10 protein-coding genes are annotated in these 12,882 nt (G+C 64.5%); 6 read left to right on the forward strand and 4 right to left on the reverse strand.

Annotated elements, in window-relative coordinates:
* Nucleotides 1-9 precede the first annotated feature (9 nt).
* The 6 genes from IVB29_RS20320 to IVB29_RS20345 all read left to right on the forward strand — a co-directional run bounded on the left by IVB29_RS20320 (nucleotide 10) and on the right by IVB29_RS20345 (nucleotide 6,387).
* The gene (locus IVB29_RS20320; protein ID WP_247505168.1) at nucleotides 10-588 is read left to right on the forward strand and encodes an alkylhydroperoxidase domain protein; all 579 of its coding nucleotides are present in this window, start codon (nucleotides 10-12) and stop codon (nucleotides 586-588) included.
* A 61-nt stretch (nucleotides 589-649) separates the two neighbouring features.
* Nucleotides 650-1,807 (forward strand): ABC transporter substrate-binding protein, encoded by a 1,158-nt coding sequence (locus tag IVB29_RS20325; RefSeq protein ID WP_247505169.1) that lies wholly within the window; start codon nucleotides 650-652, stop codon nucleotides 1,805-1,807.
* A 4-nt stretch (nucleotides 1,808-1,811) separates the two neighbouring features.
* Nucleotides 1,812-3,635 (forward strand): ABC transporter permease, encoded by a 1,824-nt coding sequence (locus IVB29_RS20330; protein ID WP_346731295.1) that lies wholly within the window; start codon nucleotides 1,812-1,814, stop codon nucleotides 3,633-3,635.
* Complete coding sequence (locus IVB29_RS20335; protein WP_247505171.1) at nucleotides 3,635-4,480, forward strand: ABC transporter ATP-binding protein; 846 nt, start codon at nucleotides 3,635-3,637, stop codon at nucleotides 4,478-4,480. Before IVB29_RS20330 ends, IVB29_RS20335 begins: the two co-directional genes overlap by 1 nt.
* Complete coding sequence (locus tag IVB29_RS20340) at nucleotides 4,477-5,217, forward strand: ABC transporter ATP-binding protein (RefSeq protein ID WP_247505172.1); 741 nt, start codon at nucleotides 4,477-4,479, stop codon at nucleotides 5,215-5,217. The genes IVB29_RS20335 and IVB29_RS20340 overlap by 4 nt, the downstream gene beginning before the upstream one ends.
* Before the next feature lie 108 nt (nucleotides 5,218-5,325).
* On the forward strand, nucleotides 5,326-6,387 hold the full coding sequence (locus tag IVB29_RS20345; protein ID WP_247505173.1) for a HoxN/HupN/NixA family nickel/cobalt transporter: 1,062 nt from the start codon (nucleotides 5,326-5,328) through the stop codon (nucleotides 6,385-6,387).
* Between the two features lie 28 nt (nucleotides 6,388-6,415).
* On the opposite strand, the gene IVB29_RS20350 is transcribed toward IVB29_RS20345, so the two are convergent.
* The 4 genes from IVB29_RS20350 to IVB29_RS20365 form a co-directional block, all read right to left on the reverse strand.
* The gene (locus IVB29_RS20350; RefSeq protein ID WP_247505174.1) at nucleotides 6,416-7,927 is read right to left on the reverse strand and encodes an ATP-binding protein; all 1,512 of its coding nucleotides are present in this window, start codon (nucleotides 7,925-7,927) and stop codon (nucleotides 6,416-6,418) included.
* A gap of 102 nt (nucleotides 7,928-8,029) precedes the next feature.
* A complete protein-coding gene (locus tag IVB29_RS20355) occupies nucleotides 8,030-8,848 on the reverse strand; it encodes a YkgJ family cysteine cluster protein (RefSeq protein ID WP_247505175.1) in 819 nt (272 codons plus the stop codon).
* 572 nt (nucleotides 8,849-9,420) lie between these two features.
* Entirely contained in the window at nucleotides 9,421-10,485 is a 1,065-nt protein-coding gene (locus IVB29_RS20360; RefSeq protein WP_247505176.1) for a 2-dehydropantoate 2-reductase, read from the reverse strand.
* 1,076 nt (nucleotides 10,486-11,561) lie between these two features.
* A complete protein-coding gene (locus tag IVB29_RS20365; protein WP_247505177.1) occupies nucleotides 11,562-12,209 on the reverse strand; it encodes a MarR family transcriptional regulator in 648 nt (215 codons plus the stop codon).
* Nucleotides 12,210-12,882 lie beyond the last annotated feature (673 nt).

Below are 12,882 nucleotides of genomic sequence, written 5' to 3' on the forward strand. Positions count from 1 at the left end.
GGCTGCATCATGAGCGCCGCCGTCAATCCGCCAATCGTCTTCACCCAGGATGAGCTCGGCTGGGTGTCGTGGATCGAGCCGCTGCCCGAGGCTGAGCTGACGGAGCGGCACTTCGCCGGCCTGGTCGATCGCTCTCGCGCCAAGTCGGAATATTTCCGCCTGCTGGTGCGCGATCCCGAGGTGCTGGAGGCCCGCACCAAGACCGACAAGGACATCTTCTACAACGTCGCCGATGGCCTGCCGCGCGCCGAGCGTGAGCTCGCGGCGGCCGCGACCTCGCGCTACAACGGCTGCATCTATTGCGCCTCGGTGCATGCGCGTTTCGCCAGCACCTATTCCAAGCGCCGCGACGACGTGCAGCGCCTGCTCGATGAAGGCATCAAGGCCGATCTCGGTGAGCGCTGGAATGCCGTGGTCAAGGCCTCGGTGGCATTGGCCGCGACGCCGATCGCGTTCGGGCCCGACAATATCGAGGAGCTGCGCCGCGCCGGTCTCGACGACGCCGAGATCGTCGACGTCATCAACGGCGCCTCGTTCTTCAACTGGGCTAACCGGCTGATGCTGTCGCTCGGCGAGCCCTCGAAATAGGCAATCTCACCGGCACAAGACTTGCTGCTTTGTTTCAACACCTGAGTGGATGGAGCCTTTCATGAGCAACATCGATCGCCGTACCCTGGTCAAGGGCTCGCTTGCCGCCATGATGGCGAGCGCCGCCTTCTCGCGCAGCGCGTTTGCGCAATCCTCCGAGCCGATCCTGCTCGGCGTCAGTGGTCCCCTCACCGGACCGAATGCGCAATATGGCACGCAGTGGAAGCAGGGCTTTGATCTCGCGCTCGACGCGATCCTTGCAGACGGCGGCATCAACGGCCGCAAGCTCGCCTACAGTTTTGAGGACAGCCAGAGCGACCCGCGCCAGTCGGTGGCGATCGCGCAGAAATTCGTCTCCGATCCCCGCATCGTGCTGGAGCTCGGCGACTTCTCCAGTCCCGCCTCGATGGCGGCATCCCCAATCTATCAGCGTGCGGGCCTCGTGCAGTTCGGCTTCACCAATTCGCATCCTGATTTCACCAAGGGCGGTGACTTCATGTGGAGCACGTCGGTCAGCCAGGCCGACGAACAGCCGCTGCTGGCGGCCTATGCCGTGAAGAAGCTTGGCCTGAAGAAGCTCGCGGTGCTGCACCTCAACACCGATTGGGGTCGCACTAGCCGCGACTATTTCGTCAACGCCGCGAAGGAATATGGCGCGGAGATCGCGGTCACCGAAGGCTACATCGCGGAAGAGCGCGACTTCCGCTCGACACTGGTGCGCGTCCGCGATTCCAATCCGGACGGGCTGATCCTGATCTCCTATTACTCCGACGGCGCACTGATCGCGCGTCAGGCACGCCAGGTCGGGCTCAAGCAGGTGATCTGCGCGGCAAGCTCGGTCTACTCGCCGAAATTTCTGGAACTCGGCGGCGAGGCGGTCGAGGACGTCCACGTCGGCACGCGCTACTTCCCGGAAGACCCGCGGCCCGAGGTGCAGAAATTCATCGCGGGCTTCAAGAAGAAGTACAACGGTCTCGAGCCCGATGCCTTCAACGCCTATGCTTATGACGCGATGAACATGGCGGCCGCCGTGGTGAAGATCGGCGGCACCGATCGCCGTGCCGTCCGCGACGCCTTCATGAAAGTAAAGGATGTCCCGAGCGTGATCTTCGGCGCGGCGACGTTCGACGTCGCGAGCCGCCGCGTCAAGGGCGCCATGAACGCAGAGCTGGTCGTGCGCAAGGGGCAGTTTGCGCTCTGGGACGGCAAGCCGACCTGACATGATGTCTTCCTGGCTCGACTACACGATCAACGGGCTGATCGTCGGCAATGTCTACGCCCTCGTTGCGGTCGGGCTCGCGCTGATCTTCGGCGTCAGCCGATTGATCAACTTTGCGCAAGGGTCGATCTATCTCGTCGGTGCCTATATCGGCTGGGTCGCCGTGGTGCAGCTGCATACGCCGCTCCCCCTGACGATCATCATCGTTGCGGCAGCCTCGGCGCTGGTCGGGTTGATCATCGAACGGTTCGGCCTGCGGCCGTTGCAGAACTCGGTGCGCATCGCGCCGCTGCTTGCGACCATCGGCATCAGCTTCGTGCTCGATCAGCTGGTGATGCTGACCTTCTCGCCGAATCCGCGTGCGCTGCCGAGCCAGTTGCCTGATGTCCGCTTCCAGGTCGGTGGCGGCACCATCGGGCCACTCGATCTGCTCATCGCCGGCGTCGGCCTCACCAGCGCATTGTTGTTGTTCGTGTTCCTGCGCTACAGCAAGCTCGGCTGGGCGGTGCGCGCCACCGCGCAGGACCGCGACGCCGCGATGCAGATGGGCGTCGACGTCAACCGCGTCAATCAGGCCGTGTTCGGCATTGCGGCCGCGCTCGGCGGCGTCTCCGGCCTGCTGGTCGGCATGTACTACAACCAGATCGACACCGCGATGAGTCTTCAGGCGACGCTGAAGGGTGTCGTCGCCGAAGTCGTCGGCGGCGCCGGCAATGTGCCCGGCGCGGTGATCGGCAGTCTGCTGCTGGGATTGGTCGAGAGCTACGGCGTCGCCGTGTTCGGCACCAGCTACCGTAATCTGTTCGCGTTCCTGCTGCTGGTCGTCGTGCTCGTGTTGCGTCCGAACGGCCTGTTCGCCAGCGCGCGGCAGGGCCCGCCCGAGCCGCTCACCGGCACCTTCATTGCGCCGAGCCGTCCCGTGCGCATTCCACGCTGGGCCTTGCTGGTCGCGGCCGCGATCTTCGCGATCCTGCCGTTCTTCCCCGTGTCCTTCTACGTGCTCCAGACCATGATCAACGCCTGGCTGCTCGGCATGCTCGCCCTCAGCCTGACGCTGGTTGCGGGGACGATAGGCCAGGTCTCGCTTGGACATGCCGCGCTGCTCGCGATCGGCGCCTACACTTCCGCGCTGCTCTCGCTGACGTTCTCGGCTCCCGTCGGCGTCGCCATTATCGGCGGTGGCCTGATGAGCGCGGCGCTCGGCACTGCGCTGATCTCGCCGTCGTTTCGCCTGCGTGGACATTACGTGTCGATCGCGACGCTCGCGATCGGCGAGATCGTGTCGCTCGTGATTTTGAACTGGGAGAGCGTCACGCGCGGCCCGATCGGCATCTCCGGCATCCCGCCTCTGTCGCTGTTCGGCTATGAGCTGGTCAGCCCGACCTCGATCTACTGGTTCAGCTTTATCGTGATGGTCGTGCTGGCCCTGTTGCAGGCGCGGCTGCTCGGCTCGCATCTCGGCCGCAGCTTCCGCGCCATCCGAGACGACGACATCGCCGCGCGCGCCTACGGCCTCAGCCTGAACCGCTACAAATCGCTGGCCTTCATCTTCGGCGGCTTCGCGGCCGGCATCAGCGGCGGCATCGCCGCGCATCTTTATTCCTATATCAACCACGAGACCTTCAACACACAGCAATCGATCCTGGCCCTGACCGTCGTGATCCTCGGCGGCCTCGGCAACGTCGTCGGCGCCATTGTCGGAGCGGTGGCGCTGGTCGGCCTGCCCGAAGTCTTCCGGGTCGCGGCGGAGTATCGCATCCTGATTTACGGCATCGTGCTGCTGCTGCTGGTGCGGTTTAGGCCGCAGGGCCTGCTGGGGACGATGTGATGGCGGAGCAGCACACCATGCTGTCCCTGCGCGGGCTGACGCGCCGCTTCGGCGGCCTCACCGCCGTGGACGCCATCGATCTCGACCTCGCCAAGGGCGAGCTGATCAGCATCATCGGACCGAACGGCGCCGGCAAGACGACGCTGTTCAATCTCGTGACCGGGCTCGATCGTCCCGATGCCGGCCATGTCAGCTTCGAAGGGCAGGACATCACGGGCTTCTCGCCGGAACGGCTCGCAGGCCAGGGTATCGCGCGCACCTTCCAGCTCGGCCGCGTCTTCGGCAATCTCAGCGTGATGGACAACGTCCTGATCGGCGCGCACACGCGGCTCCGCGCGGTGAAGCCGGCCGTGCCGGTGATCGGCCCGCTGCTCGAATTGGGATTGGCGTTGCTGCGCCCTTCAAGCGTCAGGGACGAAGAGGAGCGGCTGCGCGAGGAGGTGAAGGCCATCCTCGCCCGCTTCGGCGAGCGGCTGCTGCCGCGCATCGACCAGCCCGCCTATAGCCTCTCTTATGCCAACCGGCGCCGCGTCGAGATCGCCCGTGCGCTCGCCTTGGGCCCGCGCCTGCTGCTGCTGGACGAGCCGACCGCCGGCATGAATCCGACCGAGACCGCGGAGATGCAGGGCCTCGTCGCCGAATTGAAGGCGGAAGGGCTCACGATCCTCCTGATCGAGCACAAGCTCGAAATGGTGATGCGCCTCTCCGATCGCGTCATCGTCATGGACGAGGGCAAGAAGATCGCAGAAGGGCCGGGCGAACAGGTGCGTGGCGATCCCAAGGTGATCGAGGCCTATCTCGGCCACGGCCTGTCGGGAGCGGCGGAGCAGGAGAGCGCGGCATGATGATGAGCGCCCCCGAACCACTTCTGACGCTGTCCGATCTCAATACCTTCTACGGCCAGGCCCAGGTGCATTTTGATCTCTCGATCACGGTCGCGCGTGGGCACATCGTCTGCCTGCTCGGCGGCAATGCCAGCGGCAAGTCGACGACGATGAAGATCATTTTGGGTCTCGTGAAGCCGCGCTCCGGTGACGTGACCTTTGACGGCGCTTCGCTGCTTGGACTGACCACGCCGCAGATCGTCCGCCGCGGCATCGCGTCGGTGCCGGAGGCGCGGCGGCTGTTCGCGGACATGAGCGTCCGTGAAAACATCCTGATGGGTGCCTTCGTGCGCAACGATCGCGATGCGGTGGCGCAGGATCTCGACAAGATGCTCACGCTGTTTCCAAAACTCGGCCAGCGGCTGTCGCAGCGCGCCGGCTCGCTCTCCGGCGGCGAGCAGCAGATGGTGGCGATGGCGCGTGCGCTGATGAGCCGTCCCAGGATGATCGTGATGGACGAGCCGACCATGGGCCTGTCGCCGCTCTATGTCGACCGCGTGCTGGAGCTGATCCGCACCATCAACCAGGAGGGCGTGTCGGTCTTCATGGTCGAGCAGAACGCCAGCCTCGCGCTCGAGATCGCGCACGAAGCCTATGTGCTGCAGACCGGCAAGATCGTGCTCTCCGGTTCGGCGCGGACGCTGAAAGACGATCCCCGCATCCGCGACGCCTATCTCGGCGGCTCAGAGGCGGCGTAAGGCCGCCATGCATGAAAACTGTCGCGAACATGCGGGATTGCACTGGTTCGTATGATCATTCCATGAAAATATCATACCGTTGCCGCGATGGGGCGTGCAGCGGACGGAATGATTGTCGTGACGAGATGGTCCTTGCGGGCGGTCGAGCCCGGACTGGTGCTGCTGTTCGGTGGACTTATCGCCGCCAACATCGCCGCATGGGCCTGGGCCTTCGCGGCGTTCGGCGACCGGCCGACGGTGATGGCGACCGCGCTGCTGGCCTGGGTGTTTGGTCTCCGCCATGCCGTTGACGCCGACCACATCGCCGCGATCGACAACGTCGTGCGCAAGCTGATGCAGGCGCGCGGTGCGCCGCGCAGTGTCGGTCTCTATTTCGCGCTCGGACATTCCACGATTGTCGTGGTCGCGACCATGCTGCTGGCGCTCGGCGTGGTCAGCCTTGGCGGCGACAGCCTGCTCAGGGAGATCGGCGGCTTCATCGGCACGTCGGTGTCGGCGCTGTTCCTGCTGGTGATCGCGGCGATCAACCTCGCCATCTTCGCCGGCCTGTGGCGGACATTTCGTATGGCGCGGGAGCACGGCGTTCACGACGCCGAGGGCCTCGACGCCCTGCTCGCCAATCGCGGCGTCCTGGCACGGCTACTCGGCCCGATGTTCCGCCTGGTGACAAAGCCCTGGCATATGTATCCGCTCGGCTTCCTGTTCGGGCTCGGCTTCGACACCGCGACCGAAGTCGGCTTGCTCAGCATTTCCGCGAGCGAAGCCGCGCGCGGCGCCTCGCTCGCCGAAATTCTCGTCTTTCCCGCCTTGTTCGCATCAGGCATGGCGCTGGTCGACACTGCGGATTCGGCGCTGATGGTGAGCGCCTATCGCTGGGCCTTCGTCGATCCCATGCGAAAGCTCTGGTATAACCTCACCATAACAGGCGCTTCCGTTGCGGTTGCGCTGTTCATCGGTGGCATCGAGGCGCTTGGCCTGATCGCCGACCGGCTCGGCCTCACGGGCGGTGTGTGGACGCTGGTCGACGGCCTCAACGAGTCGCTTGCGAATGTCGGCTTTGCCGTGATCGCGCTGTTCGCGATCGCCTGGCTCGTCTCGGTCGTGCTCTATCGCCGCATGTTCGCCGCCCCAAACGTGCTCGACTGCGCCGATGCGACCAAGCCGGCGTGAGCGGAGAGCGCGCGCTAAAACCGTATGATCAGGCCGAAGCCGCGCTCGCGGCCTGATCTGTCGGCTGGTCATCGCTATTGGGATCGCCCGGCGCCGTCGCCCAGGCCAATTCCACCAGCGTGACGAACCTGCGCCCGCCGCCGTCGAGCTGGACGACGATCAGGCCCTGCTCCTCCATGTAGCCGAGCAGGCGCTGCGCGCGGCGCAGCGAATGCGAGCCATAGGCGCGGGCGATTGCGGCATCGCCGGGGCAGGGCCAGCCTTCCTTGGCGGCGCGCGCGATCATCATGAACACGCCCTGCATGTCGTCGGGCAGGATCGAGGCGCGCAGCGTCACCTCCTGCCAGGAATCGTCCTCGGCATGCTCGGCGCCGAGGCCGGCGCGAGCGCGCGTCAGCATGCGGCGGAATTCGGTGAGGTCGGGCACGGCCGAGCCGAGCCCCTCGATGCGGCAGCGGACCACGAACTCCTGGTAGAGCACGCCGATCGCGCGAAAACCGGCGTCGGGCGCGGCGAGCACGGCGCGAAGGGTGCGGTCGACGCGCTCGCGCCGCTCGGCAAGCTCTTCGGCGCTGACGGGCACCTCGACCACCTCCGGCCGGATTTCCGGCGCGGCGGCGTTCGCGGCGCGGAGCTGTTCGAGCAGGTCAGGCGCCGGCCGGCGCTGCGGGCGGCTGGCATCGGGCGGCGGCGCGGCGAGGATCACGGCGCGCATATCCTCAAGTGCAGCTTCCGGCATTGGCATCAGCCGCGGCGTCGAATTGCGCGGGGAGGTGTCGGTCGGGCCGATGTTCAAACGCAGCGGACGGCGCGACAGCGCGGGTCCCAGCGCCATGAACTGTCCGCGCTCGAGATCGCGAAAGGCTTCGGCCTGCCGCCGTTCCATGCCGAGCAGGTCGGCGGCGCGTGCCATGTCGATGTCGAGGAAGGTCCGGCCCATCAGGAAGTTGGAAGCTTCCGCCGCGACGTTCTTGGCGAGCTTTGCCAAACGTTGCGTCGCGATGACGCCGGCAAGCCCGCGCTTGCGGCCGCGGCACATCAGATTGGTCATGGCACTGAGCGACAGTTTTCGCGCCTCGTCCGAGACTTCGCCAGCCACGGCCGGCGCGAATAGCTGCGCCTCGTCCACCACCACCAGCATCGGATACCAGTGGTCCCGCTCCACGTCGAACAGACCGCCGAGGAACGCCGCCGCGCGCCGCATCTGGTTCTCGGCGTCCAGCCCTTCGAGATTGAGCACGGTGGAGACGCGGTGCAGCCGCGCGCGCTCGCCCGCGACCTGAAGGCCGCGTTCGGTATGATCCTCGGCCTCGATCACCAGATGGCCGAACCGCTCGGCCAGCGTGACGAAGTCACCTTCGGGGTCGATGATGGCCTGCTGCACCCAGGGCGCGCTCTGTTCCAGCAGCCGCCGCAGCAAATGCGACTTGCCGGAGCCCGAATTGCCCTGCACCAGGAGACGGGTGGCGAGCAGTTCCTCGAGGTCCATGCCGGCCGCGGCGCCTGCCGTGGTCTGCCCCATCTCGATCGCAACCGTCATGCCCGACTCAAGTCCCATCATTCGCGGACTGGGGCTTATCAATCCGGCCGGGGCACGTCGAGCGTTCCAGCGCGAATCATGTCGTGTTGCCCACGGCGGTGTTCAGGCGTGACCGGACAACCTTAGAAGTGCGGGCCGATAGGGGGCTTGCGGATCGTCGTCCTCGTTCTCGGGGATGACGCAGGAGCCGAATTCCTGCCTGATCCGCTCGATCTCGGCAATGCGCTCGTGCAGCCGCCGCAAATGCTCCGGCGATGTCGCCCGCCAGAATCGGAACGTGTCGGCGGTGAGCGGCAGGAACGCCGTTCCGAACAATGTCGGTTGCGGAACGATGGTGCGTCCGAGCAGCAGGAACCGGTTCTCGCCGGAGACGACGAGCGTTGCGTAGCCGCGGTTTCCGATCCGCCTAACGCCGTTCAACGACCATTCGGCGAGCTTGCCGAAATACGGCTCCTCGCGCCAGCGATCGGGGCAATGATCATCGACGGTGACGTTGACCGCGTCCTGGCTGAAATGCACGATGATCCCCGACTTCGCCGGAAACCATTCGTCGTCGAGATGGCCTTGCAGCCAAGCGCAGACGAACGAGCGGCACATCTGCGGACGGCGGTCGTAGATGGTGCATCCTGTGCCCGTCTGCCAGTGCCGGCAGAGCTGGTTCACCGGCTTTTCGACGGCGGCCACTTCCAGAATATCGCAGCAGGCATTGCACGATCCGCATTGCCTTGTGGTGGGGGCCGTCCTCGGCAGGCCGGTCGCACGAAAACCCTGGCCGTCGCGCACCAGCAGCTTCTGCTTTTCCAGCGCGTTCAGCGCCCGTTCGATCTTGAGACGGGACAGTCGGGTGGCGTCGATCACTCCCTTGATCGTCGTCGCGCCCGCCTCGACCGCGCGGACGACGCTCAGCATCGCCTGATCCATTTTTTTTGTTCTTGTTCTTCTATTTTTTACTGGCTATCGAGCGGCGGTTCTGAATTCGTCGCCGGAGCTCCAGGACGCCGACGAAGAAACATTTAGCAACGGCATGTTGCTCGTGTGTTTTGAAGAGACAAGAAGTCGAGCCCAACGCAAACGCATGCAGCGTTTGCGAAAATGAAGGATCGTGCGCGGAGCAGCGAGCGCCTGTTTCGCGCCGCAGCACGGATGCAGTCGATGCGCTTTGGCTCGATTCGCTCGAAAATGGTTCAGTTTGGCGCTGTGTTGCATCGAGATATGACGAACACCATGCTTTTCTCTCACGCAGTCGTGATATTTGCGGACAAGACCGAGAGAGAAGCACACACGACACGATCGCGTGATTACGCTGTCGTCGATGCGCGCGGGGCCATCGAAAATCGGCAGACAGAGTCATGCCGCATTGGATTCGCGCCACACACGGAACTCTGCGTCGTGCTGCTCACGCGTGATGTCGCTACGACGCCATAAGTCGGCGTGTGTCCGCCATGCGACCAAAGTAGAGTCAGCCGTGTCGCGGGACTGAGATCGTTCGCGCGCTACTGCGCGCCCGAGCCGCCCTGCACGATCTTCTCGTTCAGCTTCAGGTCCACGGTCTCGACCGTGCGGTCGATCTCGCCGTTGGGCACGCCGAGCTGATGCGAGATCAGCTTCACCAGCAGGTCGACGCGCTCGATGAAGGGCGCGCCGCTGGCGACCGCGCGCGCGGCCGATGACGGCTTGAGCAGGCTCTCGGCGGCCTTGGCATATTTCGCGAACGGCACCTGGTCCTCAGGGTCGGCACCGAGCCGGCGGGCGATCGCGTCGACGTGGTCGTAGATCGTCTGCGAGCGTGCGAGATCGCCGTGCACGGCGTCGCGGATCGATTGCGGCTCGTGCGGCGTGATGCAGCGATAGTTGCCGGTGAGCAGCATCGACCATTTCGCCAGCGGCACGAACAGGGACGGGAACACTTTTAGCTTCACCGGCACGTCCTTGCCGTCGAGCGTCACCGCGTCGATGTCGGCTTCGAGCTCGCGCAGCACCTTGTTGTGCTTGTCGTCGGCGAAAACCGATGCCTTGAAGTTGGTGGGCAGGCCGACATGCAGCACATTCGCGGCCTCTTCCGGCGGACGGAACGCCTGCGGGTCAGGCGAGCACAGCGTCACGAGGCCCGGCTCGAACCGATCCCACACCTGCGCATTGGTGTAGGCCTCCTCGAGATCCATGTCGGCGAGCGCTGGAATCCGCTTGAGGTAAGGCAGCGGCGGCATGTTCATGATCGACAGGCAAGGCAGCTTCGCCGCGGCGATCCTGACCATGAGAACGCGCACCGTGTGGTTGGTGTATTGCGGCTCCTGCATCGCAAGGCCGACCAGATCGTAACGGGACACGTCGACATCGGCCGGCGTCACGGCGTCGAGCTTGCCGGGCAGGTCGCGCGAGAAGATCGCCCGGTGCACTGCTTCGTCGCGCAATTTGATGCGCACCTCAGTACCGTCACGATTGATCAGCTCGGCGGTCTTGGCGCGGCAGACCAGGGTCACGTTGTGGCCCGCCATCAGCAGCTTTGTGCCCAGCAGTGAGCCGTAGGAAGCCCCCAGAATCAATACGTTACGCGCCATGCTTCGTCCCTTGGAATGTTGTGTGATTTTTGCGCCCCGGCCGTAGCCCGAGGGCGGGTTGGCGGCATGTAAGGCGAAGTGCCCGGCGATGGCAACTGGGATAATGCATACAAGGCTGGAGCCGGAGGCCTGGAGCCCGGGTGAGCGAAGCGATACCGGGCAGCCGCCCGCAGCGATCCCGGATGCCTTGCCCGTCGGGCAAAACACGCGGGAGGCTGTCAATCCGCCCGCGCAAATATATTCTACTTTATCGAAATTCGGATTTGTCGTATGTGTCGCCCATCCCGGCTCACCAAGAGGGGCGATCTTGTGTCGTCACTATCGAGAGCCGGGTTGCGGTGGACGCGGCAGCGTCGGCACGAGAGGTTAAGGGCAGGGCGGATTGCTCTCCGTGAGCCTGAGACTTCGTGCGGACGAGCGGCGCTGTTAAGTTCGTCTCGCCAACATTTTTCCGGCAACGTCGACAAAGCCGGGAAACGATGTGGCGTCAACGAACGCGCGTACGGCAAAACCGTGTGGTCCTGGCCGTCGTTGCTACGGCCAAGCCTTTGCGGAGGCGGCATTCGCGTCAACCGGCGCGGTGTCGGCGAATTTCGCGAAGGCGAGGGAGGCCAGAAGGAACTCGGCTCCCGGGAGAGCACGGCATAAGCCGTCCAGCCACTGCGCAGGGAAGGCCGTGTGTTGGGCTTCACCTGTCTGCCGCTGTGCATCTCTTTTACGCTATCTGCGCACAGCGGATATTCGGGTGCGAGCCGGCACCCGGCCTTCCCTGCGCCCTCTTGGCTAAGAGGGTGGAGTGACGAGGCAAAGCTCGGGCGAAATGCGCCGCGAGGCGGGGGAGGTGTGTCTGCGATTTGGGATACACGTCGGAGAACTGTGATGCAGCCCCTTGCTGCGCTCGCAAGAGCGATGTGGAAGCCGCGAGCCCTGCATCAGGGTTTCCCCAAATGCGAGGACCGGCCGATGCGTTTCAAAGAATGATATCGCCGCGAAACTTTGCGCAAGCTTTAGCCGCGGCATTCGTGCGGAAGTTGCTTGCGCGGTCAGGTTGCGGAGCCCCTTACCTTATCCCTGCTTCATCCCTGGCTCGCTACGCGCGCGCGGTCGAGACGCTCCTCGATCTTCGGTCGGTCGCGGGTGCGCTCGAAACTGGTGCACAGCAGTTCCGTCTCCTCGAGGGAAACAGGCGCGCGATACAGCCGGCACATGAACTCGGCGGCCGCGCGTCCCTTTCCGGCGGCCGGGCCGATGCCGGGGCCGCGTTCGGCCAGAAACATGCAGTCGCGGCAGATGCTGGCGTCGAGTCGCTGATGGGCCGCGTCGAGGTGATTGAGGATCTCCCGCAGCGAGTCGCGCAGCTTGACGCACTCGTCGGTCCCGAGCGCCGTGACCGCGTTCACCACGTGGTTGATCGGGTCGTGCTGGCTCAGGCACTTCTCGCCCTGCGCAGTGACGTGCAGCACGACCGAGCGCTTGTCCTCATGCGACGGCTTCCGCACCAGGAAGGACTTGCTCTCCAGCGTCTTCACGATCTGCGATGCGGTAGCCCTCGTGGCGCCGATGAAGCCGGCGAGCGCGGACGGCGTGCGCGAGAACCTGTTGGCGCGGCCGAGAAAGCGTAGCGCCATCCATTCGCGATCACGCAATCCCTGCTGATTGCCTTCGAAATACCAGGCTCTGGCCGCCTGAACCAGCAGCTCGACTGCCTCGCGTGCCAACGGCATGAATTCCTACCTTGCCCCGGGAATCTCGTCTGCGGCGCCCCGGAGCCGCCTTCCGCCGTCGTGCACGAGTCCTCCGCGAGAGGCCGCAACGTCCAACACATGCACCGCGCCATCTGCTCGCGCGAAAGCACGGACTGTCCGGCACCCGACTTGGACTGACGGGCGCTGCAAGCTACGGCGCGAGAAGCTGTGTTGCTGACAGTATGCCAATCGTGGCGTGGTCGAACGAAAGTCCGAGTTGCCGTCACTGGCGGACGATGGATCGGAGGTATTCAACCGAAGCCCCTGAAGTTCAAGTCACAAGCAGACGTTTCTTATGCCCCGTCGAAACGATGAATGAGCTTCTCAACAAAATCAAGTAGAGACGCTCTCGCAGTCCGGATGTCGTTGCAGGCGCATGTAACGTTCAAGACAATCGCGCTATTTGGGACACATGATAGTGAACGCAATACGCTGTCCCCCAAGCAACATGCACGGAACTATGCGACGGTTTGATTGCACGGCATGTTGCTGTCTGTCGTTGATGCAGTTGATCGATGCTTGTGCAGGACAAAGGTGATCCGCATTGGCGAGTCATCCACAACTTGTGCGTTGTGTTGGCGAACCGCCAAGGGAACCCGCGAGGAATACACGCGGCGGTTGTTGTGACCACGGTCGCGAAATCGTCCGTTCG

Source organism: Bradyrhizobium sp. 1 (assembly GCF_023073315.1).
Classification (GTDB): Bacteria; Pseudomonadota; Alphaproteobacteria; order Rhizobiales; family Xanthobacteraceae; genus Bradyrhizobium.